The 26,203-nt window shown below is 45.9% G+C and carries 27 protein-coding genes; 19 read left to right on the forward strand and 8 right to left on the reverse strand.

Features of this window, described 5'->3' with window-relative positions; genetic code table 11:
• Window positions 1-207: 207 nt before the first annotated feature.
• From AWB54_RS10745 to AWB54_RS10755, 3 genes are read right to left on the reverse strand one after another with little or no spacing between them, the layout of a single operon-like run.
• Entirely contained in the window at window positions 208-1,602 is a 1,395-nt protein-coding gene (locus AWB54_RS10745) for a nucleoside recognition domain-containing protein (protein ID WP_061214608.1), read from the reverse strand.
• Window positions 1,590-2,369 (reverse strand): FeoB small GTPase domain-containing protein, encoded by a 780-nt coding sequence (locus tag AWB54_RS10750; RefSeq protein ID WP_061214609.1) that lies wholly within the window; start codon window positions 2,367-2,369, stop codon window positions 1,590-1,592. The genes AWB54_RS10745 and AWB54_RS10750 overlap by 13 nt, the downstream gene beginning before the upstream one ends.
• A gap of 24 nt (window positions 2,370-2,393) precedes the next feature.
• Window positions 2,394-2,630: a FeoA family protein gene (locus AWB54_RS10755; protein ID WP_061214610.1), complete on the reverse strand. Its 237-nt coding sequence runs from the start codon at window positions 2,628-2,630 to the stop codon at window positions 2,394-2,396.
• Window positions 2,631-3,193: 563 nt separating this feature from the next.
• Here AWB54_RS10755 and AWB54_RS10765 point away from each other — a divergent pair.
• The 5 genes from AWB54_RS10765 to AWB54_RS10785 all read left to right on the forward strand — a co-directional run bounded on the left by AWB54_RS10765 (window position 3,194) and on the right by AWB54_RS10785 (window position 11,921).
• A complete protein-coding gene (locus tag AWB54_RS10765; RefSeq protein WP_061214612.1) occupies window positions 3,194-4,216 on the forward strand; it encodes a Wadjet anti-phage system protein JetD domain-containing protein in 1,023 nt (340 codons plus the stop codon).
• On the forward strand, window positions 4,207-5,721 hold the full coding sequence (locus AWB54_RS10770) for a replicative DNA helicase (protein WP_201785624.1): 1,515 nt from the start codon (window positions 4,207-4,209) through the stop codon (window positions 5,719-5,721). Before AWB54_RS10765 ends, AWB54_RS10770 begins: the two co-directional genes overlap by 10 nt.
• Window positions 5,711-6,445 (forward strand): DUF6063 family protein, encoded by a 735-nt coding sequence (locus tag AWB54_RS10775; protein WP_061214614.1) that lies wholly within the window; start codon window positions 5,711-5,713, stop codon window positions 6,443-6,445. Before AWB54_RS10770 ends, AWB54_RS10775 begins: the two co-directional genes overlap by 11 nt.
• Window positions 6,445-10,893: a hypothetical protein gene (locus AWB54_RS10780; RefSeq protein WP_061214615.1), complete on the forward strand. Its 4,449-nt coding sequence runs from the start codon at window positions 6,445-6,447 to the stop codon at window positions 10,891-10,893. The genes AWB54_RS10775 and AWB54_RS10780 overlap by 1 nt, the downstream gene beginning before the upstream one ends.
• 293 nt (window positions 10,894-11,186) lie before the next feature.
• A complete protein-coding gene (locus AWB54_RS10785; RefSeq protein ID WP_153014712.1) occupies window positions 11,187-11,921 on the forward strand; it encodes a Rossmann-like domain-containing protein in 735 nt (244 codons plus the stop codon).
• A 27-nt stretch (window positions 11,922-11,948) separates the two neighbouring features.
• On the opposite strand, the gene mntR is transcribed toward AWB54_RS10785, so the two are convergent.
• Window positions 11,949-12,428 (reverse strand): transcriptional regulator MntR, encoded by a 480-nt coding sequence (gene mntR / locus AWB54_RS10790; protein WP_061214616.1) that lies wholly within the window; start codon window positions 12,426-12,428, stop codon window positions 11,949-11,951.
• A 232-nt stretch (window positions 12,429-12,660) separates the two neighbouring features.
• On the reverse strand, window positions 12,661-13,452 hold the full coding sequence (locus tag AWB54_RS10795) for an MBL fold metallo-hydrolase (RefSeq protein WP_160328947.1): 792 nt from the start codon (window positions 13,450-13,452) through the stop codon (window positions 12,661-12,663).
• A gap of 235 nt (window positions 13,453-13,687) precedes the next feature.
• Between AWB54_RS10795 and AWB54_RS10800 the strand changes: the two genes are divergently transcribed.
• The 6 genes from AWB54_RS10800 to AWB54_RS10825 all read left to right on the forward strand — a co-directional run bounded on the left by AWB54_RS10800 (window position 13,688) and on the right by AWB54_RS10825 (window position 17,154).
• Window positions 13,688-14,002 (forward strand): demethoxyubiquinone hydroxylase family protein, encoded by a 315-nt coding sequence (locus AWB54_RS10800; protein ID WP_061214617.1) that lies wholly within the window; start codon window positions 13,688-13,690, stop codon window positions 14,000-14,002.
• A 371-nt stretch (window positions 14,003-14,373) separates the two neighbouring features.
• A complete protein-coding gene (locus AWB54_RS10805) occupies window positions 14,374-14,727 on the forward strand; it encodes a NifB/NifX family molybdenum-iron cluster-binding protein (protein ID WP_061214618.1) in 354 nt (117 codons plus the stop codon).
• A 59-nt stretch (window positions 14,728-14,786) separates the two neighbouring features.
• Window positions 14,787-15,134, forward strand: a complete 348-nt coding sequence (locus tag AWB54_RS10810; protein ID WP_061214619.1) for a NifB/NifX family molybdenum-iron cluster-binding protein — start codon at window positions 14,787-14,789, stop codon at window positions 15,132-15,134.
• A gap of 24 nt (window positions 15,135-15,158) precedes the next feature.
• Window positions 15,159-16,001: a nucleotide-binding protein gene (locus AWB54_RS10815; protein ID WP_061214620.1), complete on the forward strand. Its 843-nt coding sequence runs from the start codon at window positions 15,159-15,161 to the stop codon at window positions 15,999-16,001.
• Between the two features lie 58 nt (window positions 16,002-16,059).
• The gene (locus AWB54_RS10820; protein WP_061214662.1) at window positions 16,060-16,926 is read left to right on the forward strand and encodes an ATP-binding protein; all 867 of its coding nucleotides are present in this window, start codon (window positions 16,060-16,062) and stop codon (window positions 16,924-16,926) included.
• Between the two features lie 21 nt (window positions 16,927-16,947).
• Complete coding sequence (locus tag AWB54_RS10825; RefSeq protein ID WP_061214621.1) at window positions 16,948-17,154, forward strand: DUF5320 family protein; 207 nt, start codon at window positions 16,948-16,950, stop codon at window positions 17,152-17,154.
• A gap of 195 nt (window positions 17,155-17,349) precedes the next feature.
• Here the strand turns inward: AWB54_RS10825 and AWB54_RS10830 are convergent, their stop codons facing one another.
• On the reverse strand, window positions 17,350-17,928 hold the full coding sequence (locus tag AWB54_RS10830; protein ID WP_082736174.1) for a Uma2 family endonuclease: 579 nt from the start codon (window positions 17,926-17,928) through the stop codon (window positions 17,350-17,352).
• Between the two features lie 500 nt (window positions 17,929-18,428).
• Between AWB54_RS10830 and AWB54_RS10835 the strand changes: the two genes are divergently transcribed.
• From AWB54_RS10835 to AWB54_RS10870, 8 genes are all read left to right on the forward strand, one after another.
• On the forward strand, window positions 18,429-19,031 hold the full coding sequence (locus tag AWB54_RS10835; RefSeq protein ID WP_061214622.1) for a hypothetical protein: 603 nt from the start codon (window positions 18,429-18,431) through the stop codon (window positions 19,029-19,031).
• Between the two features lie 245 nt (window positions 19,032-19,276).
• The gene (locus AWB54_RS10840) at window positions 19,277-20,218 is read left to right on the forward strand and encodes a sulfurtransferase (RefSeq protein WP_160328948.1); all 942 of its coding nucleotides are present in this window, start codon (window positions 19,277-19,279) and stop codon (window positions 20,216-20,218) included.
• A gap of 70 nt (window positions 20,219-20,288) precedes the next feature.
• Complete coding sequence (locus AWB54_RS10845; protein WP_061214624.1) at window positions 20,289-21,260, forward strand: lysylphosphatidylglycerol synthase transmembrane domain-containing protein; 972 nt, start codon at window positions 20,289-20,291, stop codon at window positions 21,258-21,260.
• Entirely contained in the window at window positions 21,226-21,693 is a 468-nt protein-coding gene (locus AWB54_RS10850; RefSeq protein WP_061214625.1) for a C-GCAxxG-C-C family protein, read from the forward strand. The genes AWB54_RS10845 and AWB54_RS10850 overlap by 35 nt, the downstream gene beginning before the upstream one ends.
• Complete coding sequence (locus AWB54_RS10855; protein WP_082736176.1) at window positions 21,635-22,327, forward strand: TIGR04283 family arsenosugar biosynthesis glycosyltransferase; 693 nt, start codon at window positions 21,635-21,637, stop codon at window positions 22,325-22,327. The genes AWB54_RS10850 and AWB54_RS10855 overlap by 59 nt, the downstream gene beginning before the upstream one ends.
• Window positions 22,324-23,100, forward strand: coding sequence for a TIGR04282 family arsenosugar biosynthesis glycosyltransferase (locus AWB54_RS10860; RefSeq protein ID WP_061214627.1), 777 nt, complete (start codon window positions 22,324-22,326; stop codon window positions 23,098-23,100). Before AWB54_RS10855 ends, AWB54_RS10860 begins: the two co-directional genes overlap by 4 nt.
• Entirely contained in the window at window positions 23,045-24,043 is a 999-nt protein-coding gene (locus AWB54_RS10865) for a radical SAM protein (RefSeq protein ID WP_061214628.1), read from the forward strand. Before AWB54_RS10860 ends, AWB54_RS10865 begins: the two co-directional genes overlap by 56 nt.
• A gap of 23 nt (window positions 24,044-24,066) precedes the next feature.
• Window positions 24,067-24,777 carry a TVP38/TMEM64 family protein gene (locus AWB54_RS10870; protein WP_061214629.1) on the forward strand — a complete coding sequence of 237 codons (711 nt, stop codon included), beginning with the start codon at window positions 24,067-24,069 and terminating at the stop codon, window positions 24,775-24,777.
• A 248-nt stretch (window positions 24,778-25,025) separates the two neighbouring features.
• Here AWB54_RS10870 and AWB54_RS10875 read toward each other — a convergent pair whose 3' ends face one another.
• Both AWB54_RS10875 and AWB54_RS10880 read right to left on the reverse strand, forming a co-directional pair.
• The gene (locus AWB54_RS10875) at window positions 25,026-25,247 is read right to left on the reverse strand and encodes a tautomerase family protein (RefSeq protein WP_061214630.1); all 222 of its coding nucleotides are present in this window, start codon (window positions 25,245-25,247) and stop codon (window positions 25,026-25,028) included.
• A 36-nt stretch (window positions 25,248-25,283) separates the two neighbouring features.
• Complete coding sequence (locus AWB54_RS10880) at window positions 25,284-25,862, reverse strand: Uma2 family endonuclease (RefSeq protein ID WP_061214631.1); 579 nt, start codon at window positions 25,860-25,862, stop codon at window positions 25,284-25,286.
• Window positions 25,863-26,203: the final 341 nt, after the last annotated feature.

Raw genomic sequence — 26,203 nt, forward strand, 5'->3', positions numbered from 1 at the left:
AAGAAAAACCTTTTACAAATAATTGTACTCGATTAAATATCGTCATCCAACTTCTTTAAGCTCCGGCCCGGCTTTTAATATTAAACTGGATATTCGGGCTCCAGCGAAGGTTTTCAGGCTACATGTCAAGGTCATGGATTTATTTGTACGGCTTTTTTATTTGAACTTTACCTGCGATTCACATCGCGAAAAGACATTAATCTTATCCTAACGCATAATAATCTGTGCTCCCTGGTTAATTAACAAAGTAACAACTATGCCCAGGAGCAGGGGAAGCAAAGCGGACAGCAAGGTCCAGCGAGCACTGCGGGTCTCTTTGAAAATGGTATAAAGAGTGGTGCCGCAGGGAAAATGGAGCAGTGAAAACAGCATGACGCAGAGGGCGGTAATCCAGGTCCAGCCATGATCAAGCAGTAAAATTCGCAATGCGTTCAGGCTGTCCAATTCCAGCATGCTGCCGGCGGAGATATAGCCCATGATAAGGATGGGCAGGACAATCTCATTGGCAGGTAACCCCAGGAGGAAGGCGATGAGGATAATGCCGTCCATGCCCATTAGCTGGCCCAGGGGGTTCAGCCAGCCCACTATTAATGCAAAAACGCTGGTTCCGCCAACAAAACTATTAGCCAGTATCCAGGTCAGGGCTCCCGCCGGGGCGGCAATGACCACGGCCCGCCAGAGTACGAATAGGGTGCGGTCCAGCAAGGAACGTATAAGGATTTGACCCAGTTGGGGCCGGCGAAAGGGAGGGAGCTCCAGGACAAAAAAGGAAGGCATTCCGCGAAAAAGGGTGCGGGATAGCAAAGATGAAACCAGCAGGGTAGTTGCTATGCCGGTCATAATTATTGCTACCACTGCCAGGGTAGCCAGTACGGAGCTATAAGCTTGGGAAACCAGGGTACCCATAAAGATCGTAGACAGGGCGATGAGCGTGGGAAAGCGGCCGTTGCAGATGGAGAAGGTATTGGTGAGTATGGCTATCAATCTCTCCCGGGGGGAGTCGATAATGCGGCAGGAAATAACCCCGGCAGCATTGCAGCCAAAGCCCATGCACATGGTTAAACACTGTTTGCCATGGGCTCCAGCCCGGCGGAAGAGCTTATCCATGTTAAAAGCTACCCGGGGTAGATAACCCAGGTCTTCCAGCAGGGTAAAAAGAGGGAAGAATATGGCCATAGGGGGAAGCATAACTGAAACTACCCAGGCCAGTGAACGATACATACCCTGAATCAGCAGCCCGCTCAACCAGACCGGCGCGTTTACGGCCAGAAAAAGGGCAGTAAGCTGCTCTTCCAGCCAGAACAGGCCGGTGGCCAATAACTGCGAAGGATAGTTGGCCCCCGTTATGGTAATCCAGAGAATCAATGTTAGAAGAAGCAACATAATAGGAAAGCCCAGCCAGCGGGAGGTAAGAATATTGTCCAGTCTGGCCTCCAGGCCGGTGTACTGTGAGTTTTTACTTCTGACTACCTGGGCCGAGACACTCTCAGCCTGCTGGTAGATACTACTTACTATCCGGTCTTTTATATTGGCTGTATTAGTGGGAAGAAGAGGTTCAATTTCTTGGAGTACGGATAAGCCCGGGTTGTTTATGGTAGACATAAGGCCACTTCCTCCTTCAATACTTGCCGGGGAAAATCATTGTTTTTGTGGTTGCTTATATGCTCCAGGATGCTGAAATCCCTTTCCAATACCCGCAGGGCCACCCAGCGGCTGTTAATCCAAGCCGGCAGGTAAGGAGCCAGTCTTTTTTCAATCTTATTTATGGATCTTTCCAGCTCGGGATCATAAACAAGCTGCCGTGGCCGGATGGCTATTTTACCGGCCAGCATATCGTCCAGAACATTTTTTAAGCTCTCTAAACCCCTTCCGCTGCGGGCGGCGGTACCAACTGCCGGTATTCCCAGCTGCCGGGCCAGCATGGCTATATCTACATGAATTCCTTTCCTTTCGGCTTCATCCAGAAGGTTTACACAGACTAACACCCGATCGGTAATCTCCAATATCTGTAACACAAGATTCAGGTTGCGCTCCAGACAGGTGGCATCACATACTACCAGAGTTATATCGGGGCGAGAAAAACAGATGAAGTCGCGAGCTACCTCTTCATCGGAAGAACTGGTGTGCAGCGAATAGGTTCCGGGCAGGTCCACCAGGGTATAATGCCGGTTACGGTGGGAAAAAGTACCTTCAGCCTTTATTACGGTTTTCCCCGGCCAATTGCCGGTATGTTGCTTCAGCCCGGTTAAACGGTTAAACACAGTGCTCTTGCCCACATTAGGGTTGCCGGCCAGGGCTATAACGAAATTATTTTGCTTATCCGGGCTATTTTCAGTGGACTCAGATAAAAGGGTGGTATTAATCGCCATGGGTTACTCCTTTCGTATTATTAATTAATTTGTATCCACCATGATTTGAGCGGCATTTTCATTGCGCAGGGCTATTACTGCACCCTTAATCAAATAAGCAGTCGGATTGCCGGAGGGGCTGCGCCGGATAATTTCAACTCTTGCTCCCGGTACCAGACCCAAGTCGAGAAGCCGGCGGCGATTGTTGCCTGGAGTCAAGATCTCGGCAATCCGGACGCTGGCTCCGATGGGGATATCGGCCAGGGATAGAGTATGGGGCATATTTCTTTCACCACTTTCGATTAGCCGGCCAATATTTTAACCCGATGTTTTTCTATAAAGCTATATATGGGTAAAAATGTTGCACCCGGCTAACTTTTAAAATCTAAATTAATATATTAGCCGGAAAGCAATTTGGTGTTTGTCCACGGAGAATTATGAAATTCACCTGGCACTCACTAACACTTTCTTTTCCGGTTCAGAGTTGAATAAGGGGAAGGTTGGAAGCAGCACATTTTTGGGGAGAGTGCGAAAGCAGACCATAATCAGGTATAATTAAAGTAGTAATTCTATGCAAAAACTCCTTTTGTTGCATAAGGTTGCAGCCGGAACTCAGTAGAGTCAAATAATCAATTTTTGACTCTACTGCAAAAACCCCTTTTTGCTGCATAGGGTTGCATAAATATGCAAAGCAAGCGTTGGCGAAGCATGGATGCAACACCCTGCGGGTGCTCCTGATGTCTTCGGATGTCACTATTAAAGGTTGTCTCCCATGGATGGGAGATTAGCGCGGTACCCCTTGAGCCGCGAGACAAGAAAAATTGTGAGAGGATAAGCCGACTGTTATGGATAATACCGTTCTATCCTTTCTTCAAGCCAGTAAAAAGAAAACTATATTACTAAGTGAATTGGAGCAACTGGTGGGAGGACAGGCCAGCTATGAAGATTTTGCGCTCTTGATTAATGATCTGGAGCAAAAAGGAATATTAACGGCTGTGAAGCAGCAAGGCTATAATCAGAAACCCATCCCCCTGGCCAATGCTTACCGTATAATCCAGTCCAAAATCCCGGCTGATTTCTTGCAGGAAATTGAGCGTTTTCATTTTATCCTGCATCCCTTAATCAAACTAGAGGCATATTATAGCCTGGCGGCTTCGGAATGGGAAAACGACCTGCCCTATATTCAACATATAAACCGCTTCCTGAAAGAGCAGGGCTTGCCTGATGATGAGGCTACCGCTCCCGAAAGGTCTTATGCTCTGGTGGGGGATGAAAAATGGATTGACGAAAAAGGCGGCAAGAAGCTTCTGGAGAGGGTGGGAATCTGGTCGGCTATGAATATTGTATATTTGCCTGATCCTCTGATGCTGGCAGTAAACCAGCTTCAGCATGCCCAGAGGGACGAAACCGGCCTGCATCTGGTGGTAGAGAACAAGGCTACTTTTCATGCTTTGCTGGAATATTTACCGGATACGATGTTTTATAGCTTGATTTATGGAGCAGGTTGGAAGATTACCGCCGATATCATCATGCTGGATAAACAGTTAAGTTTGCAAAACCGTGAGCATTGCATTTATTATTTTGGGGATTTGGACTATGAAGGAATCAGTATCTGGCATAGCTTGAACATGCGGCATCTGGCTCTTCCGGCGATAGCGTTTTATCGTGCTTTATTATCCAAACCGGCAGCTCGGGGCAAAGAAACCCAGGTTTGTAATGAGGAGGCTCTGGCTCACTTCCTGACCTATTTTTCCTTTGCGGAACAGGAAACAATCAGGGATATATTGGGTAATGGCGGTTACTATCCGCAGGAAGCCCTGAGCCGCGCGGAGCTGGGAGCAATATGGAGGGATGCTTCGTGGAGCTAGATGCGCGAAATATTACGGCTAATTATCGCGAACGGGTGCAGCGGCTAGCCATTTTTGATCCTTTATTTCGGCTGGAGAATAAAAAGACTACTGATAATAGCAATCGACCCATTGATTATTTCGGCCTGGGTTTACTTACCCTGCTGTTTTTCTTTGAAAATATGCTGTTGCGCAATCACAAGACCGGGGTTAAGGAACTGGCCCAGTTTTTCCAAAGCATTAATCAGGGAGAACTGGATCTGGATAGCGAAGGCTATGAAAAACTGGCCCGCGATATTATTGACGTATTTCGTCCTCCGGGTGGGAAAAGAAACTCCCGCAGTTTTTACGATTGGCATACCCGCCAGGAAGATACTATTTTCATCTCTATTTTAAAAGCAGACCGGCGTGATATTAAAAGCTCTACCCAGTATTACAGTTTGGCTGATCAAGGCCTGGAACTGGTATTTGCCACCCGGGAATATTATAGTGAGTTTCAGGTCTCCATAAATCAGCTGCTATTGCGCAAGCAGCTGGAAAGAGGGCAGTTCTGGGGAGCATTGCGTCAGATTGATGAAATGCGGGTGGCAGTTGAGACTCTGGAAGAAAGGATAATACGTATTCGCCATGAGGTGCAGCGCAACATTGTGTCGGAGAGTACGTATCAGCGTTATCGGGATATAATAGAAGAAATTAACCTGCGCCTTAGTCGTGAAGATAAAGAATTCGAAGAGCTGCAGGTCTTTGTCGGTGAGACCAGGGAGCGTTTAAGCTATGAACGAAAGACGCCCAAAGACGAGCAGACCTATGAACTCATGGTAAGAATTGATGTCGAGTTATTCGAAGTGCATAATCAACACGGGAATTTATTAAGGGAGAGTATCGAACTAAAGACTACCGCCTTGCAGGCTGCCCAGGAGTCTTTATACTTTGCCGGTATTGATTCATTTAATTTTCAAAAGGAAATTACCGAGCAGCTGCTGGCTGCCCCCTTGCCCCTAACTGCCGCTCGCACCCTGGTAGAGCCGTTTCTGTTTTTGGAGCGCAGAGAACAGTGGTCGCCCTTGACCGTATTCGCCCGGCAGAGAGTGGAGCGGCGTAAGGAAAATGTGGAAACCGAGGGATTCCTGCAAGCCCGGGATGAAGAACTGCAGGCCCGGGAGAAAGCAGTCCGGCGGAAGAATTACCGCCAGGTTATGGAGTTGGTTCTTGAAGCCCTGGGAGAAGGGGAGGAAATATATTTGCAGGAAGTGGTTAATTACTGCTATAACAGTGGGCAGGAACATCTGCTTAAGCAGCGTTTCTTTTATGATTTTTGGATACTGCTGCATCAGCGTTCACCCATTAATTTAGACAAAGACCTGGAAAGCATCCAGGAAAGTACCCTGGGGGAAGCTGTGGCCATTCTCACGGGTAAAGCCCGGAGTTTGACCGTGGTGGAGCGGGGTGAAGTTTTGAAAGTTACCGCACGTTACAGTATCCGTAACATGCAACTAAGATTGGAGAAGGAAAAAAATGCTCTATGAAGAACAGCAGGTTATGGAAGCCTTTCGCCTTTATACCAGGCTTGCGCTTAAGGGCTATGGCGATAAGGAAGCCTTGCGGCTTTACCTGGCCGATGACGTGGTGCGGGGATTGGTGGAGGAATTTGCCCAGGAAGTTGAATGTACGGTAATATCTGCCGGAGATCAGCTGTATCTTATTCCTCTGGCCTTAAGCTCACCTTTTCATGTGTCCAACCAGAGCTTGAAAGATCAGTATTTACCGGCGTACGCTGTGAATGCCGATATTTATCTAATGTATGTAGCTATTATCATACTGTTTGGGGAATTCTACGATAGCTACCAGACCATGGAAGCTACCCGCGAGTTTCTGACCCTGGATCATTGGCTGACCAGATTAAATGAGCGTCTGCTGGCCTTAAAGGAAATCAACCCCAAAGAGCTGGAGAAAATGGAATCCGAGCTGGAATATAACTGGCAGCAGGTGATCGATAAGTGGGATGCACTGGATGATTTAAAGGAGAAGGTCAAAGCCCGGGATGCCCGCACCCGCAGCCGTTTAGGGTTTTTGAACACGGTTAAAAAATTTCTGGAGGCGCAGGATTTAATCAGGGATATCGGCGAGGATGAAGTGACACTGACCGAAAAAGCGCAAACCATTATCCAGCGCTATTACATGGAAGTACAACATAACCAGAATATACTGGAGTTTATCTACCGGAACAGCCCGGATAAGGAGAGAAAGTAATGCCGGCTATATCTCGTATTCGATTTACCAATTTAGTCTTTGAAAATGGGGCTAAACGTTATAATGATGTGATTTTTCAATTTGATAGCTATAACGGGGTAATCCTGCTGGAAAATGGAGGAGGCAAAACCGTACTGGTTCAGGCGGTTCTGCAGACAGTTTTGCCCCATACCCTGTTGGGGGAACGTAAAGCCAAAGACACCTTTGCTCTGGAGAATAGTCCCGCTCATCTGGCGGTTGAATGGCTTATCAGCGATAGGCCCAGACGATACGCCCTTACTGCCGTGACCCTGTTTCATAGCAAAGAAGGTATGGACTCTTACAAATATGTGTACGAATATGGGCCTGGTGATGAACACTCTTTGGAGGGGCTGCCTTTTGTGCGCGAGGGGCAGAACGGCCCGAGCAGGCCTTCCAGCAAAGAGGAAATAGCAGATTACTACCAGTATATGAGCCGCAACCATTTGAATGCGCATTATTTTAGCAGCAATCGGGAGTATCAGAGTTATATTGAAGATAACTTTAAAATAATTAACTCGGAATGGAAAAGTGTAGCCCGGATCAATGCTGCCGAAGGGGCGGTGGAAGGTTTTTTTGCCGGATGCAGCACTACCACCCAGTTGGTTAACCAACTCTTGATTCCCACCGTGGAAGAGGCTCTGGCCGGTGGCGGAACCAAAGATTTCGTAGAGACCTTTAAAAGGCAGCGGGAGCATTTTAAAAAACACCGGCAATTACGGGATAAAATCTTAGAGAGTCAACAGGTTGATAGGAAAATCAATAGTTATGTTAATCGTTATGCGCTTTATGATGAAGCCCGGCAGGCCTTGCTCAAGGTAAAAGGGGATACCCGGTCGCTATATCAATTGGCGACCCAACAGCAGGAGCAGGTCGCACAAAGGCTGGAAGAACAGCGGCAGGCGACTACCCGGTTGCAGGAGAAGCGGCAAGAGTGGGAAAGAAAGCAGGCTTCTTACCAGTTGGCCAGTCGTCGGCAGGAACTGGATTATACCGGTCAAATCTATGAAGAGCGGCGTAAAGAATATGAAGAGCAACACGAAGAATATGATCAAAAAAACAGCCGCTTGCAGAATCTGGAGATTTCTCAATTGAAGGCGCGGATTCGCAGCAGTGATGAAGAAATTAAATACTATACCGAGCAGATAAGGAATTTGGCAGCTGATCCTGATGTAAGAAACCTGGAAGAAAAAATTAAGAATAATGCCGGGTATCTGCGTTACTGTTATTTGCAGGAAGAAGAGATACTGAATGGGCAAAAGCAGGAGAGTCAGGCTGAACTGGATAATGTAAACCGGGAACTACGGGAAATAGAAAGAAATCACAAGGAACAGCAGAACCATTATTACAAACTGCGGGAGCAAAAGGGACAGGCTGAGCAGCAGCGTATTCAAGCGGAAAATGATATGCAGAGCATTGCCAGTCAGATTCTGGCCAACCCGGTCCAGGAAGAGGTCATAAAGGAAAAAGCGAAATGGGAACAGCGAGTGGCCGAGTTAGAGCGCAATCGCCTGGAAAATCAGGGTCTGATTCGAAAATTACAAGAGGATAAGCGGCGGTTGCTGGAAGAACTGGCGCAGCTGCGTCCGCAATTACAAAACTACGCTCGTGAGGAACAGAGTCTTAAGGACCTTAATGAGCGTATTCAGGAAGAGCAGGAAAGCCTTTTATTGCGCATGAAAGAATTGAAAACCGAACTTTATTCTGTTCATTCTTTGTATACCCAGCAAACCACCGTAATAAATCATTTTGAGGATACGGTAGAAAATCTCCGTTTACATAAGGAACGGGCCATATTGGAGGAAAGCCAGGCTCTGGCCCTGCATACGTTTTACGAGTCCAGCATTTATTATAGCGCTGACCCGCTGGTTGAGACCTGGATTGATGATTGGCGGGAGCAGTTTACCTACCTGGAGGCAGGGGCGGTTTATGTTGAGAAAGCGGCCCAACAACTGGGATATTCAGTCAGCGAATATTTCTCGCTTTACCCCTTCTGGGCAATTAGTCTGGTATGTGGGACCTCCGAAGCCAATAATCTCCTGGCCCGTCTGCGGCGGCAGGCAATGATGCTGACTCATCCGGTTTTTATCCTTACCCAGGAGGAGGCCCGCAGCATACTGGACGGCCGGGGTGAACCATCCCATGAAGCTCCAGAGGTGAAAAGGCGGGTATTTCCAGCTAACTGGGAAGCAAATCTGTCTTCAGAAGCCTTTCAAAACTGGAAACAGGAATTGGAGAAGAAGGCGCATGATGCCAGTTCTGAACGTCGGCAGCAGGAAGTCTTGCTGCAGGAAATGGAAGAGTTCAGGAAACAGCTGCTACAGTTTTGGGAGAAGCATCCTTATGAAGAAACTTGTCAAGTACAGCAGTCCTGGCAGGAACTCCGGGAACAATTGGTAGAGCTGGATCAGGGTATACGCAGCCGGGAAGAGCGTTTGCAGGAGATAGATACCCGGCTGGATAGCCTGAGCAAAATGAACAATGAGATAAGTGAGGAACATGCCTACTTGAGCAACCGGATTATGAAAGCGCAGGATTATATCCGTAAAACCGGCGAGCGCGATAAAGCCGAACTGGATTTACAGCAGTGTCAGGAGCTCCTGTTGGCCCGGGAACAGGAACTAGAGCGGCTAAACCGGCAAAAGGAGCGAGGGGAACGGAGAAAGCAGGAATTGCAGCAGGAATTGCTGATGATTAAACAGGAATTACGCTATTTGCTAGAGCAGCCACTTTACCAGGAAGTCAATTCGGCTATCCCTCAGGAAAGCAAACTTAGTCGCGATTTGTTGGAAATCGAGCGCCGGGATTTGGTGGATGTCCTGCATCAGAAGCAAAAAGGCAGGCAACAGCTGGAAGACCGGCTGAACCAGGCCCGAACTGCCAGAAATGATAGTGAAAAAAACCTGGAACGGAAGCGGCGCCAATGTGACACTGAAATAGATGAAGACTTCATATTTCCTCCTGGCGGCGAGGAAGAAATTAATGTAATCATTCAGCAGACGAAAGTACTTAAGCAGCAGTTAAAAAGGCTGGAGCCCGGGTTTAAGCAGGCGGAAAAAGACTATGCTATCGCTCAGGATCGTTTTAACCAGCAGGAAGGCGATTTTTATAAAAAATTTACCCAGGCTGTTGTTTTTAGCCAATCGCTTATTGTGGTCAAAGATGAGCTGGATCAGGAGTACCAGGAAATTCAAAGCAAACAAAACTATTTGGATGAGCAGGCCATCATTTTAAAGGCAGAAGAAGATATGTTTAAGCAAGCTCTGGTAGAATTGGAACGCTATCATGAACGGTATGAATATCTGCAGGATGACATTGCTTATGTGGATTTGCCCTCCTCGGTGGCGCAGGACTTTAGCTACCGACCCATGCCTATAATTGAACGTTATATAAAAGAATTGGAAGATAAACAGGCCCACCTCAATCAGCTTGAGGACGGGCTGGAACAGGAAAGAAGCCGCCTGGGGCAGTTCTGTCGGGAGGAATTGCAGGATATTAAGCTGCGCCGGATGGTTATGAACGGGTTAAAATATCTGGATAATTATCAGGAAGTAGGGGAATGGAAGAATCGTTTGAGCAGCCGCATTGCTCTGGCTATCCGCCATGCTGAGGATGATATGCGGGAACATGATCGTCAGTTGCAGCAGTTTATTAATCATATACACAGCTATTTGCTGACTATGGCGGGTGAGCTGCGGGCTATTCCCCGTAAGACCAGGGTTAAGGTCCAGGATAGTTGGAAGGAAATATTTCAATTTGATGTGCCGCAATGGGAAGAAAAGGAAGGCAAGGATGAGCTGCGCAGGCATGTAGATTGGATGCTCAATCAGATTGAGGAGAACCGCTACCGTGATGAAAACGGAAAAGAAAACTATGCTCTCATGCACAAAGACATTGAAAAATGGCTGCAAGCCCCGCAGCTGTTGAGTAATGTCATGCAGGGAAAGAATATCAAGGTTAAGTGCCGCAAGGTTACTGCTGATGGCAAGGTCAGCAGTTATCCCAGTGCTTGGGAGAGCTCCAACCAGTGGTCAGGAGGAGAAAAGTGGAGTAAGAATATGGCTTTATTCCTGGGCATTCAAAATTACCTGGCCGAAAAACGGCAGGCGGTAAACCCAAGGGTGAAACGCAGCCGTACAGTTATTCTGGATAATCCCTTCGGCAAGGCCTCCAGTGAGCATATTCTGGATCCGGTCTTCTTTATTGCTGAACAACTGGGCTTCCAGATTGTTGCGCTGACTGCTCTGGCTGAGGGTAAATTTATCAGTGATTACTTTCCCATTGTATACAGCTGCCGCTTGCGGCCCAGCACCAGTCCGGATAAATACCTGATTGCAGCAGACAAAGAAATACGGCATGCTTATTTCCAGGATCATGATCCGGAAGCGTTGCGACGATTGGGACAACAGAAACAGATGGAACTGTTTTAGGATTTCCTGGAGTATGTTGGGGTTTTGCTCCGAAAGCTTAAATCTTGACGGGAGACAGTAACTACATAAAATAACGTCAAGCAGCAACTCGGGCTTGAATCTGAATCAGGATATACACTAAAATTTTAAGCATTAGAAGATACTGCGGAGCATTTTCAACACCTTGCTGCAACGAGGCGGGAGCTTTGAACCCGCCGCCTGTTTGGTTAATAGGAACCTGACCGCTTAAAGAAGCAGGGGACATTTTTCACATCGTTATAAATTATTGGGGTTCAAGAAAGGAATGATTACAAATGAGTATGCAGGAAGAATTCTATTCTGAGCTTATGAAGCGATTTCGAAAGATAGTGGAAGACAATAATCTTTTGGAACAAGAGATTATAATCACCGGCCGGCCGCTTACAGCGGAAGAGGCCATAGGAAAACCCAAAAGACAGGATTTTCCTATTATTAAAGGTAAAGAGAAGTTAATGCAGGCTGAGTTCAAAGGCGCCAAAGGACAAGCCTTTACCGACATGGCAGGTAATTTCAAGGGAACCTTACAACAAGTATTGAATATGCTGTTGACAAACAATTTTGACCGGGCGGTGCTAATAGCCAGTATGAATGCTGTATGCCGCTATTTGGGCTTGATTGATAGGACCGTTCATTGTCATGACGAGCAGCCTGAGCAATGTGCTGCCGAATTGGTCGAACAAATAAAAAGAGATTTTGGCATTCCCCGGGTAGCCCTTATTGGCTATCAACCTGCGATGCTGGAAAAACTGGCGGCATTTTTTCCGTTGCGGGTGGTGGACCTGGATCCTGATAATATTGGGAAGATCAAATCAGGTGTACAGGTAGAAGGCTATGAAGCAACCGATGAAGTGCTGGAATGGTGCGATGTTATTGCAGCTACGGGCAGTACCGTGGTAAACTCCACTATTACTGCGTATTGTAAACAGAAGCCGGTATACTTCTTCGGCACCACCGGTGCCGCTGCCTGTCATCTTATGGGTTTGCATCGCTTTTGTGCTTTAGGAGGATAAACTCAAATATTAAAGCATGGGGGTTAATCAACCCTCATGCTTTTTAAAGTCGTAAAAAGCTTGTTTCCATTCGGGATTATCCTCCATGAATTCGACCAGCAGTATAATTTTCCCTATAGTTTCCGGACTGATATAATGTTCAATTTTTTCAGTTTCCTCCAACAATTGCTCTTTAACCCCTATAATGCTTAAAAAGCGTTCCAGAGTCTCATGCCTTTTTAACAAATATTGCCCATGTTCCTGCCCCTTTTTGCTTAGTTCTATCACACCATACTTTTCAAACTGCAGGTAACCCATATCCGCTAGCTTCTGTACCATTTTACTGGCCGATGGAGGTTGCACATTAAGGGCTGATGCCAGGTCACCCATACGGGTATATCCCTTTTTACCAGCCAGGCGGTAGATCATTTCCAGATAATCTTCCATGCTGGCGGTAATAGTTTTAGTTGCCTGCTGCTTAATTTGATAACCCCGAACAGTGCGAAACTCGCGCCCTTGCTCTCCCATATAAACCATCTCCCCAACAATTCAAACAGTTTTATTTGCTGCTGGTTAATTGCTTGACTATGGTATTTATATTCGATTTTTGCAGAAGAAATACGGCATTGTTTTTGGGGGATGAATATTTAGGTGAAATTAGGGAGTTATGTAACGTTCTTATTAGATTTAAAGAATCTGTCCAAAAAGAGAGAAAATAGACAATTGAGGTATTTTGCCTAGATATATGGAATAAAAGCTTTTACAGAGTGCTGACTAAATAATAAGGAGAAAATTCTCCTCCTGATAAACTGCCAATGGGGTCAGGTCCGGGAAAAAGCTGTTGAGCAATTTCCGTATTGGTAAATCCTCTATTTCTTAATGTCTGAATATCTTTTTGTAGTTCCAGTAGATAATTCAACTTATATTGAAATAATACTTTGGCGTTTTTTCGAATACCGCTATGGGTGCAAAATACCGTAGTAAAATCCAGGTCCAATATTTTCTTGATTGATAATATAGTTTCATTCATATTCTCATCAAACATAACACTTTTTGGCTTAAGATTGTTTAAGAGATCACCGGAAAACAACCAACCTTTATTTTTTTCATGTAATACTTTGTGATAAGGGTAGTGCCCGGGTGAATCAATTACATCGAAAACATAGCTTCCGGTTTTTATTGTATCGTTTATGGGCTCGGCGTTGAATGGCTTTCTCCTACCCCATATATCCAACCGGTATTTTGCTAATTCAGGCTCTTGCCTGGCTTCTTCCAGAGAACTCTCATGCAGATAAATCGGAACTTGCATCTTTTCTTGCAACCAGTAGGCCATTCCGGCATGGTCTTCATGGATGTGCGATAAAAATATCTGCTCTATTTTATGGGCATTAAAAAACTCTATGGCTTCTTCTGCCAGAGAATATGGTCCACTATCTATTAGCAAGCCATCGATAAGATAATAATAGACATTCATTTGAAAAGAAGGTTTCCAGGGCATTTCCCTGCTGCCCCGCGCACAAATTATATCCTCGTAGTTGAAAACATCAAACATTATTATATTTACCTCCTTCCCCATGCAGAATTTTGCATTTGGGTAAAAAGCATCTTTAATAGTTTACCATGTCTGGCGATTGCTTTCACTTTAATCCTTCCCCATACTATATCGTTTTGCAGAAATAAGGAAAAAGTAATAACGAAGATAAGTTCATTTGAAGTGAAATGAGCAGTCATGAATACATTGCCACCGGAAACGACAAACTAGATAAAAATAAGAAAGGATGAGAGATGTGGCTTTACTTGGTGATCCCTTTGTAGCTAATTTACCCCGTCCCCTCTCCAATGAGGAATTAATACAGGCATTAAGGGTTGATATTGCAGGTGAATTGGAGGCAATCATCGGCTACGAAGCTCATATTATGGCTACTACTGATGAAAGGGTGAAAAAGGTACTCACTCATATTGCCAATGAAGAAAGGCGCCATGTAGGTCAATTACAGCAGCTTCTATTCGTTTTAAACCCGGGTGAACAGCAATATTTTGACCAGGGATTGCAGGCCATTCAACAACAGCAGTCCCAGAATTTCCAGATGCCGATGCAATAAAACAAACGGGGCAGGTCCATGTATCTGCCCCAACGGCATAGCCCGAGGTGACTATCTCTTTGTCATTGCATTGCTTTCGCTTTAATCAGTGACCCCCACCTGATGGGAACTCGCCCCTTCCTATTCATTCTATAATGAAAACCTTCCTCCAGCCCCAGCTATTTTCCATAAAACTTATAAATATTTTAAAACTGCTTGACATAATTGTGTCCGGAGAAATATTATTAGGATAAAGATTATGGGCATATGTTCATTATCGGAAACCGCTTTGCAAACATATGCCTTGCCGGCTATTATCGGCTAGATGCCTTGGTATCCCTTAATCGGGAAGCACTTGTCGGCTGTTGCCAATCTGAAAGGTGGTGAGAAGAATGCCTAAGAAAATTGCTGTTTGTTCCGCCGATTCATCCCCATCCTCTCCAGTGGACGGAAGATTCGGACGCTGCAAATGTTTTATGCTCTGGGACCCGGAGACCAGGCAATATGAGTCTCTAGCCAATACCGGGCCTGAGGCGGAACATGGCGCAGGCACAGGAGCTGTTCAGGCTCTGGTACGAAACAATGTGGGAATGGTTATTTCCCAGCGGGTGGGGCCTAAAGCCTATGCAGCATTGAAGGAAGCTGGGATAAAGGTATTTGCCGGCGCCGGCGGGAAAACGGTTGAAGCAGCCCGCCAAAGCTATGAGGCTGGTGAGCTCCATGAATTATTGACTCCTAATGCTTGAGTTTTACGCTTATTGCCAAAATATGTTTAATAAAATTTAGTTAGTGGAGGTAGTTTATTATGTTAGTAGCCATTCCTAAAGAGGGAGATATGGTCTGTGCCCATTTCGGGCATTGTGAAGAGTTTACCCTTTATGATACGAATGCCAAAACATTAAAATCAGTAACCAATCCCGGGCACCAGCCCGGTTTCCTGCCTGGTTTTTTGAAAGAACTGGGCACTGAATTGGTTATAGCAGGCGGCATGGGCGGAAGAGCTCAGGATCTATTTGCTGCCCAGGGCATTCACTTAATTGTCGGGATATCCGGCAAGATTGATGATGTTATTGTTCGTTTTGAAAAAGGCGAGTTGGTAAGCAGCGGAGAAGTATGCTCCGAACATGCCCATGCCGGAGACTGCCATAGTTGACAAGTCTTTAGAAAGGAGTTAAACATGCAAATAGCAGTCGCCAGTGGCAAAGGTGGTACGGGGAAAACTTTGGTAAGTACTTGTCTGCTGCGGATTTTGGGTGATAAGAATTCAGCTTTGATTGATACTGATGTGGAAGAACCCAATGCGGGATTGGTATTAATGGCTTCGGCCCCAAAAACTGCTGATGTAAGCCGCTTAGTACCAGAAATCGACTATAATTATTGCAATTTTTGCGGAAGGTGCGCCGAAGTATGCAATTTTAATGCCCTGCTGGTACTTAACGAAAAAGTCTTGCTTTTCCATGAGCTATGCCATTCCTGCGGAGCCTGTGCTTATCTTTGTCCCCTCGCGGCCATAAAGGAAACAGAGCACCCTATCGGGGTTATTGAAGAGGCCCATTTACCGGAGCATGGCCGAGTATTGACCGGTCGGCTTAATATCGGGGAAGCTCAGAGTCCGCCGCTCATAAAAGCAGTGAAAAAGCAGGGGGAAAGAGCCGCCTTAAGAATAATCGATTGTCCTCCCGGAACTACCTGCGCCATGATTGAGTCCATAAGAGACAGTGACTATTGCCTGTTGGTGACTGAGCCTACCCCCTTTGGCTTGCATGACCTGGAACTCTCCCTGGAAGCTGTGGCAATGTTGGGGATACCCGGAGGATTGGTGATAAACCGCTGGCAGGGGGAAGATGGAGAGCTATTAGCCCTGTCCGGCCAAACCGGGGTTCCTATACTGGGGCGCATTCCCTTTAGTGTGGAATTGGCCCAGGCTTATATGCAAGGCCGGGATCCTTTGGAGGCCATGCCCGTTTTGCTTGATATCTTAAGCGATGTTTTTAGGCAGATTAAGGGGGCCTTATCATGAAAAGCATTTATTCATTAATATTTGTATTGCCAAAAGTAGCGGCGAGATGGAGGTTATCATGAAGGAGATATTGTTTATCAGCGGCAAAGGAGGTACCGGTAAAACCGCGCTGACCTCTTCCTTTATACAACTGGCAGGAAATTGTATAGCCTGTGATTATGATGTCGACGCCTCCAACTTACCTATTCTCTTAAAGCCGCAAAATGTAAGGGCCTACCATTTTACTGCTGGATATAGCGCCCATATAGATGAGGAATCCTGTATCTCTTGCGGCCTTTGTACGGAACTCTGCCGTTTTGATGCTATCAGCTCGGAATACCAGGTTTTGCCGCTATTCTGTGAGGGATGTGGATTTTGTGAGAAGATTTGCCCGGTGGAAGCCATTGCCATGCAAGCACGGTCTTCAGGGCACTGCTTTGAGGGAGTATTCAATCAAAAAAAGCAGAACTTGTTTTTTGCCGACTTGAGACCGGGCGAGGAAAACTCCGGCAAACTGGTGGCTCAGGTTAAAAGCATGGCACGTAAAATGGCCGATATGAATAAGGCCGAGCTAATTATTGCCGACGGCCCTCCCGGAATCGGGTGCGCGGTTATTTCCTCCATGGTAGGGGTTGACCTGATAGTTTTAGTTGCCGAACCAAGCCTTTCCGGCTTCCATGATCTGCAGCGCGTTCACCAGTTAATGCAGTTACGGGGCATAAAAGGCGTATTGATTATCAATAAATGGGATCTAAATCCCCCGATCAGCCGGGAGCTAGAAAACTGGGCGCTGAAAAACTCCCTGCCCCTGGCCGGTAAAATACCTTTCAGTGCTATTATTGCCGAATCTATTGCCAAAGCTCAAATCCCAGCCACTAATCCCGAACTGCATAAAATGCTTTTTCCCCTCTGGGAAAATATTATTGGACAGTTGAATGCGGTTTAAATTAGAGAGGAGTGGAAGCTGATGCCTAATCGAGACGGAACCGGTCCTCTGGGTAGGGGAACCGGAACTGGTCGCCTTGGAGGAAAATGTTCGGTAGGTCGCGGGTACAATTGCCCTAATCCTGGCAGGGGACGCGGGCGCAGGAACGGCAGCGGCAACGGTCCCAGGGGTATAGGAGGCGGCGGGATCCGTGAATTAAACACCCCTGAAGATACGTCCGGCAAATAAGTCAAAGAGCAGGAGGGAGAGGGGTTATTCCCTTTCTCTTCTGCTCTTCGCTTGCCGAAGAATGCGAGCGGTATATTTATATAAGCCAATGAATATTAATAACTTTTTGCATTAGAATCAAATCAAGCAATAGAAAGAATATTCGCTGCTTAGGTATTGATGGATTTGCCAAGCTAAGAACCTCTTAACGGTTATTTATCTAAATACATCTTCCAGCTTAATTTCCAGTCCGGGAAAGAGCTTGGTGCTCAATAGCTGGTCGCTGGTAAATTCCCCGCTTTTTTGATATCTTTCCTCATCATCCAGGCTGTATACCACTACAACATTAAATTTGGGGAAAACCACCCAATATTCGGGAATACCGCTACGCTCATAAAGGTTGAATTTTTCATTCAGTTCTTTCTTGGCAGTGAAGGGGGAGATAATTTCTATTACCAGGTCGGGCGCACCCTTGCAGCCTTGCTCGTCCAGTTTACTCGGGTCGCAGATTACGCTCAGGTCGGGTTGTACAATATTATAAATTTCCTCGTCTTTTTTCTCGTTTAGCGGCAGGCGTACATCAAAGGGGGCGGCAAAAACCTGGCATTCTTTATCGCGCAGGTAATTTGCTATTTGTCTCCCTAATTCCATGGATATAGATTGATGTTTGGTAGAAGGCGCCGGGCTCATGTCATAGGGAACCCCATCGATTATTTCCCATCTCTGTTCATCCGGCCACTGCAGGTAGTCGGCATAGCTGTATTTTTTATCTGGTTTGGGAGAGGCCATGGACATTTCCCTTTCCTCCTTTCCGCAATATAACAAGGTGAAATATATCCCCGCTAAGCGGTCGCCTATTCACAAACAGGTGGCGGGTTCCAATCCCCAAAATTCCAGACTTTGTAATTTCTATTATACTCGAAATTCAAAATTGAAGGCAAGTAACATCAACGCTGTTTCAACTAACACAAAAAGCAATTATACTACGGTTGGGTATGCTTTTTGTGTTCTAAAAGGAAATTTTAGTGGTTCCAACCCATCCCGTGACTCTTTTGTTGAAATGAATTATAATAAATAGTAACCCTGGTATTTTTACTTCCCGGGGTCGCAAATAATAGGAAGGTGAAAAAATGAACTCCCCCAAGAAATACCCCAATAGATATTCTCCTCTGTAGCGGAATATCCCTCTAGCTACACATTAATTCATTGTGTCCATATCCAATATGCAATAAACGGCGGTAGTGGCGTAACTAGCGCTATTTGTGTTTGTAAAAATAGAATAGGAAGGTGAAATCATGAAAGATCCAGCATATACGGTCGAGTGTGCTCGGATCCTTGACATTGTGCCCATGTTAAATCTGGAAAGAAAGTACTTCGATACTTGTTGGCACTCTGAAGCGGCGCTTATCTGCAAATTAATTGAGCAAGAGCCGATGATGTTTCGAGTATGCAAAGTAAATGGCAAGGTTAAAGGCTACTATTGGGTTTTTCCTCTGGAGCATTCTATATGGAACAAAATCATAACTGGAGAAATGCCTGAAGGAGAACTGGTGAAGCACATCAGGTCGTTTGATGAACCAGAGCTGTATCTCTATATTTCTTCGGTAATCGTTGATCAAACTGATAAGCTGCGTAAAAACTATACCAAAGCTCTGGTATATGATTTTGGTCGGCGTTTTGTTTTGGGGAAAAGCAGCGATGCTCCAGACGTCCGTGCCATTGGCGCATTTACCATATCCGAAGGTGGACGGCGCCTGATGGAAAGAGCTAAATTTTCTTACCAGGGAAATTTCAGGGTTCATGGAAAGGAAATGAAATCCTGGGCGATTGACCGCCGGACTCTGGCCCAACAAAGTGTTTCAGAGCGTCAGCTGCGTCTGACCAGAAAGATTGCCTAAGGCAAAGGAAAAGCGAACGGACAGTTTCTTTGACATCACCATTTTCTCGGGGTATAGGAAAAATGGTGGTGTCTTTTTATGCCCGGTAAGAACCAATGGAAAGGGTGATGTTCCTGGGCATGTTACTCATTTCTTAACTATAATAATTATTCATTTTACATATAACTTATTACAATGTATTATATGTGTAAATAAATACATAAATGGAGTGTGATAGCAATATGTCAAACCTCAAAAGGCCCCCTTTGAAGAGAAGCATGAAGCTCGTTACTATTACCGTTGTTTTCCTCTTATTGTTTAGTCTGGCTGGTTGCAGCAGCAGCAAGCAAGGGGTCAATTCTTCAAGCGATAGTGCACCTCGGTTAACCGACCAGGCTATGGAAGGCTACTATGTTGATGCCCGGTGGCTGCAAGAAAACCTTGACCAGGTAACTATTGTTGATGCCCGGGCGGATAAGGAATATAAAAAAGGACACATTCCCGGAGCTGTAAATATAAGCTGGCAGGCTCTGTCCAATATGCAGCCCAAACAGGGTGAACCGGGATGGGGTGTGGTGTTATCCAATGAACAGTTAAGCAAAAAGCTTGGCGAATTTGGTATTAATGGGAAGAAGGATATCGTAGTTTATAACGATCCGGCTGGACTGGGTGAGGACGGAAGGGTCGTTTGGATGCTAAGGGTAGCTGGTTTACAGAATTCCAGGATGCTTTTTGGCGGATGGCCGGCATGGCAGAAGGCAGGCGGCGAGGAAACAAAGAGTATCCCACAGATTAAAGCGGTTTCTTTTTCCATTACTAATCCGGATACATCGCTGCTGGCAACTACTGAATATATCAAGGCCAATAAGGATAAGGTTAAATTGCTGGATACCAGATCGCCGAAAGAGTTTACTGGTAAGACTGACCATGGCGAAAGAGTCAGAGGACATATTCCCGGCGCTATTCACTTGCATTACAGCGATGCACTTAATGCCGATGGAACCGTGAAGACAGTAGATGAACTCAAGGATATGTTCGCTCAGGCTGGACTTAAACCCGGGGACGAAGTGATAGCTTATTGTACCGTAGGCATACGCTCGGGATTTATGACCGTATTATTGCGCATGTGTGGGTATGAAAACGCTAAAAATTATAATGCATCATTTAGTGAATGGGCGGGTGACCCTAACAACACTATTGAAAAGTAGTTGAAATCAAGGAAATTATCAGATTTTATGAACAGGCACAGGCCCGCCCTCGCTGGATAGGAGCCAATAAATGTATTGCATTCAATGGAAACAGTATAAGACTTTATTTAAGGCAATTATATCCCTGGGTTTACTTATCTGGCTGGGATACTCGATTCAGTGGCGAGAATTGGGACAAATTCTTCTGGATGTAAAGCTATATTGGCTAATGACTGCCCTGGGCTGGATTATTCTGTCTATGATTATCAGTACCTGCAAATGGCAAGTAGTCCTCAAGGCTCAAAGTTTAAACCTGGATTGGGTGGAACTTTGGAAAGCTTACTGGGCGGGTATTTTTATGAATAATTTTCTGCCATCCAGTATCGGTGGGGATGCCCTGCGAATTTATCGGGTCAATGAAATAACCGGTAATGTTAGCGCGGCAACTGCTTCTGTGCTTATGGAGCGAGTACTGGCTATATCGGGAATTGCTCTGGTGGGCATGGTTGGCGCTATTGTTACCGGAAAAACACGAGACGGTATATGGTTATTATTTATAGTATTGCTGCTAATTACCATCATTTTAACCGCCCTACTTCTCTCCCGATATTCCTGTAAATGGCCAAGAGCTCGTCGACTGGGTCAGTTCCTTGAGGGCATTGGTGATCAAGGAAAAAATTTTCGTGCGAATTGGCCTAAGCTGGGAGTAGTGGTAGCCCTGTCACTATTATTTCAGATTACTGTGGTAGCCGTTAACTACAACATTTTCCTGGCGTTTAATCTTAGCGGTTTGGGTTGGTGGGATGCCTGTTATTTAATACCTGTAACCTCGGCGGTAGCAATGATACCAGTGAGCATAAATGGTTACGGAGTAAGAGAAGGCGCATATGTGGCTTTACTTGCCGGTTATCAAGTTTCGCCAACAGTAGCGTTCAGTTCATCGTTGCTATTTGCCTTCATGGTAAGTTTATGCAGCCTGTACGGGGGAATAGTCATTTTGCGGCATAATAAACAAGGAGATATAAACAATGGATACCAAAAGGGCTTCGCAAATAGCCGGTGAAGAAATGAAAAAAGGCAGGAATTGTTGTCAGGCCGTATTGTTGGCGGCCAAAGAGGTCTGGAGTATTCCCGTAGATGAGAATATTTTAGCGGCGGCTGCTCTCATGGGAGAAGGAATGGGGGCGGGTTGTGTTTGTGGTGCTTTAAGCGGGATTATAATGGCATCCGGCATACGCCAGCACTATCAAGCTCATCCGGCTGGAAACAACCTGCCGGTTATTCTCCACGATGCTTTTAAAAATGAATTTGGAGTCACCTGCTGCCGAGCTATCAAAAATAAGCGTAGCCTGGTGGAGAAAATTGGGAGAAAAGGCTGTATCCAACTAACTGAACGTGCTGCTGCTATAATGCTGGAGGAATGGGAGAAGGGGAGCAATGCTAACAAAGATATCTGTAATAGTACCGGTACTAAACGAGGAAGAATGTCTTCCTGAATTATTGAATAGCTTGCAGCGTTTCTCGGGCATAGAAATCATAATCAGTGACGGGGGGAGTAGTGACCGTAGCCTGGAAATATGTAGCCGCCATCCGGTAAAAACAGTAACCGGAAGCGCGGGGCGAGGTATGCAGCTAAACCGGGGTGCACAACTGGCTACGGCGCCAATCTTATTATTCCTGCACGCAGACAGTCAGTTGGAGCCCATAGTAGTGGAGCAGGTGCTGGAGGCCATAAAGGAAGGTTACCACTGGGGCTGTGCAACCATGGATTTCGACGAACGCACCCCTTTTTACCGGGTACTGGCCTTTTTCTCCAATCTTCGTGCTCGCTGCTGGAAAAGCTGCTACGGTGACCAGGCCATATGGTGCCGCAAGGATGTTTTTTTTAATAATGGCGGGTTTCCTGACATTCCCCTGATGGAAGACCTGGCCTTATCCCATCACCTGCGTTCAAAATACCGCTGCCGGGTAGTATCAGGCAGGGTAACAAGCAGCGTCCGGCGTTTTATAGCCGGAGGGTTATGGGCAACCCTGATAAAAATGCAGGTTTTAAAGATGCTATATTTTCTCGGGACCAGCCCGGAGCGATTGGCTGATTACTACCAGCAGTGGCGGAGGGTAAGCTTATGAAATGTGCGCTGATAGTGATGAGCAAGATTCCTATAGGAGGCTTTACCAAGACCCGCCTTATGGGAAAGCTATCAAAAGAAGAATGTGTTGCCCTGCATAGTGCCTGCCTTTATGACATATGTTCATTGCTGACCGAATTAGGTTGGCCTGCTTATTTTTCCTATATCGGGGTATCTTCCACCGGAGAGGTCATTAATAAGGAAATACTGGAGCAAAAATGTAATCTTCCTCAGGGTATGCTAAAGCCTTTTGAAGTTCTGGAACAGAAGGGAAGTGACCTGGGTGAACGGATATTGTATTCCTTGGACCAGGTATTGAAGCACTATACTGCTGCCATCATCCTGGGAAGTGATTTACCCCAGCTAAAGGTTAAGACCCTGCAAAAAGCGGCCCAATTGCTGGACGAGAATGATATAGTGCTGGGGCCTTGTAACGATGGCGGTTACTATCTACTGGGAGTAAAGCACCCCTACCCTTTTTTATTTAAAAATATGCCCTGGGGTAGCAAGCAGGTATTGCGTCTTACCAGTGAGCGGGCCAAAATACATAAGCTTAAGCTGGCATTTTTAGACAGAGACAGGGATCTGGATCGATGGGAAGACTTATTATATTTTATGGCTCAGGGTGTAATTGATAAGAGATTAAGCAGCCTGCATAGCTATCGTTATATTAGTAATCTGAGAGTAAGAAAAGAGGCTCTGAAAAGGGGGATTTATAATGAAAACACCGATAAAGCAAATTTGCGACAAAGCTCTGGGTGGAGCTCTTCTTAGTGCCAATGAAATCCGGGGACTATTTGCGATCCCGCCTTTATCCGAGGAATCTTGCCATATTCAATGGGCCTCCCGCTCTATTAGCGAAAAAGCTGGCCTGGCGGAGATACACGGACAGGTAGGGGTTAACACTGCTGCTTGTCCCTGTAATTGCAGATTTTGTTCCTTTGCTGCTGCCAATCTTATCTTTAAGGAAAACCAGGTTTCGGATTTGGAATATATTATCGAGCAGTGTTTGCATCTACAGGAACAAGGTGCCAATGCGATTTATCTAATGGCTACTGCCAATATGAATTTCGCCGACTTTCTGAACATCGCCGGCGAAGTAAGGCTTAAATTGCAACCAGAAAGCATTATGATTGCCAATGTCAGGGATATTGATTATTATGAAGGGCTGGCATTGAAAGAGGCAGGGTTCGCTGGTATTTACCATGCAATTCGCCTGGGGGAAGGTGAAGTAACCCGCATTAGTCCGAGGAAACGATTGGAAACCGTTCAGGCAGCTAAAAAAGCCGGCTTAAAGGTAGGTACCTGTGTTGAACCGGTTGGCCCGGAGCATAGCCTGAATGAACTGGTGGAAAAAACTATCATTGCACGTGAAATAGAGCCGGTATTCAGCGGGTCTGCCCGGCGTATAAGCATTCCCGGTTCAAGCTTGGAACAGTATGGTATGGTCAGCGAAGCCAGTATGGCTCACATATTGGCTGTAGTTCACCTGGCTATGGGGCCGGGGATATCAGGGAATTGTACTCATGAGCCCAATACCCCGGGAGCCATAGCCGGAGCCAATCTATTTTGGGCGGAGGCAGGATTTAACCCCCGGGATACGTTTGAAAAAACTGAAGCCAGTCGTGGTTTTGACATTAAGAAATGTCAAGATATCTTTAAAGAAGCTGAATTTCCGGTATTGCAGGGATCTTCAGTTTTCTTTGCACGGGATTAAAAAACTAGTCGGGAGGGATTCTATTGAATAAAAAGGTATGGAAACAATGGTGGTTTAAAATAGCCTTATTGGTCATACCGGTACTTTTATACTATCTGGTGCCGGCATTCCAGGAAATTATTCAAAATGCGATTAAGGTTTTATCGCGGGTGGATGTAGATGCGGCCCGGGATTACATTCTGTCATTTGGTATATGGGCGCCGGTGGTATCTTTTTTCCTGATGGTGTTTCAATCAGTGGCGGCACCGTTGCCGGCTTTTGTAATTACCTTTGCCAATGCCGGTCTATTCGGCTGGGTAAAAGGTGCAGCTTTATCCTGGAGCAGTGCCATGGTGGGAGCCATACTTTGTTTTGCCATTGCTCGCCTTTATGGGCGTTCTGTGGTTGAAAAATTCACTACCCGCAGGGCCCTGAAAGAAGTGGATGTGTTTTTTGAGAAGTACGGTAAATGGGCGGTGTTGATTGCCCGTCTGTTGCCCTTTATTTCCTTTGATATTGTAAGTTATGCTGCCGGTTTAACTGCCATGGGCTGGTGGGAATTCATCTGGGCTACCGGTTTGGGTCAGCTTCCGGCTACCCTGGTATATTCCTATGTGGGAGACATGCTGGTGGGCAGTGTCCGCAATGTAGTCTTTGGTTTACTTATCTTATTTGCCCTGACCACTGTAATTATAATGGCTCGGCAGATTTGGAGGGATCGTAATGCTATGCAAACTACCAGTGAGGAAATATAAATTTAGTTATGACCAGTAAGAAAAGTGGGGAGTGAGGAGTAGGGGTTATAGTGTCAAAAGGACCGTCCGAGACTGCTGAAAAAGTGCTCTTTTGCGTGTCATTCTGAGCGATAGCGAAGAATCTCGTTAGCTAAAGTCCCAATATTACGGACTTCCAAAAGAGATCCTTCGTCGCCTGCAGCTCCTCAGGATGATATTTATGATACTTTTTCAGTGGTCTCGGACCGTCCCCTTGACACCTATTTCTATTATTTACTGGTTCCCTGGCGACCAAAGCCTTCGCCCAGCTTGATAGAATGCAATTGTCCCCCGCTGGCCCAATTATCCCGGGTATATTCATCAATCACCACTGTCACCCAATCGGGTTCAATTTCCAGAATACGGGCTGTTTCGCTGGTCAGAACAGTGACCAGTTCCTGTTTCTTATCCTGACTGCGGCCAGCAATCATTTTAACATTTATGATAGGCATAGCTATTCCCCCTTTTCAAGACCTCTTAACTGTTATTTATCTAAATACATCTTCCAGCTTGATTTCCAGACCGGGAAAGAGTTTGGTGCTCAATACCTGGTCGCTGGTAAATTCCCCGCTTTTTTGATATCTTCCCTCATCATCAAGGCTGTATACCACTACAACATTGAATTTGGGGAAAACCACCCAGTATTCAGGAATCCCACTGCGCTCATAGAGATTGAATTTCTCATTTAATTCCTTCTTAGCAGTGAAGGGGGAGATAATTTCTATTACCAGGTCGGGCGCACCCTTGCAGCCCTGTTCGTCCAGTTTACTAGGGTCGCAGATTATGCTCAGGTCAGGTTGTACAATATTATAAATTTCCTCGTCTTTTTCATCGTTTAGCGGCAGGCGCACATCAAAGGGAGCGGCAAAAACCGAGCATTCTTTATCGCGAAAAAACGACCATAATTGTCCTGCGAGTCCCATGGATATAGCTTGATGTTTGGTAGAAGGCGCCGGGCTCATATCATAGGGAACCCCATTGATTATTTCCCATCTTTCTTCATCTGGCCACTGCAGGTAGTCGGCATAGCTGTATTTTTTATCTGGTTGGGGAGAGGCCATGGACATTTTCCTTTCCTCCTTTTCACAATATAACAAGGTGAAATATATCCCCCGCTAAGCGGTCGCCTATTCACAAAACAGGCGGCGGGTAATCCCCCAAATTCCAAACTTTGTAATTCCTATTATACTTGAGGTTCACAAATGAAGGCAAGTGGCATATTTACCTGGTGGTCTATGACAAAGGGATCGGCTCCCGCTGGATGAGTAGAGCAAAAAAACACCTAAGAATTGAGTATGATATGTTCCCACAAACGATAGCCAATCTTGGATATGTTTCCAAATACGAGCGTGGATATGTTCCCAAAAACAACAGGGGTTGAAAACGCAGTTTTGATAGCTATTCCCTC

The sequence above is a fragment of the Syntrophomonas wolfei subsp. methylbutyratica genome (genome assembly GCF_001570625.1).
GTDB classification, from domain to species: domain Bacteria; phylum Bacillota; class Syntrophomonadia; order Syntrophomonadales; family Syntrophomonadaceae; genus Syntrophomonas; species Syntrophomonas methylbutyratica.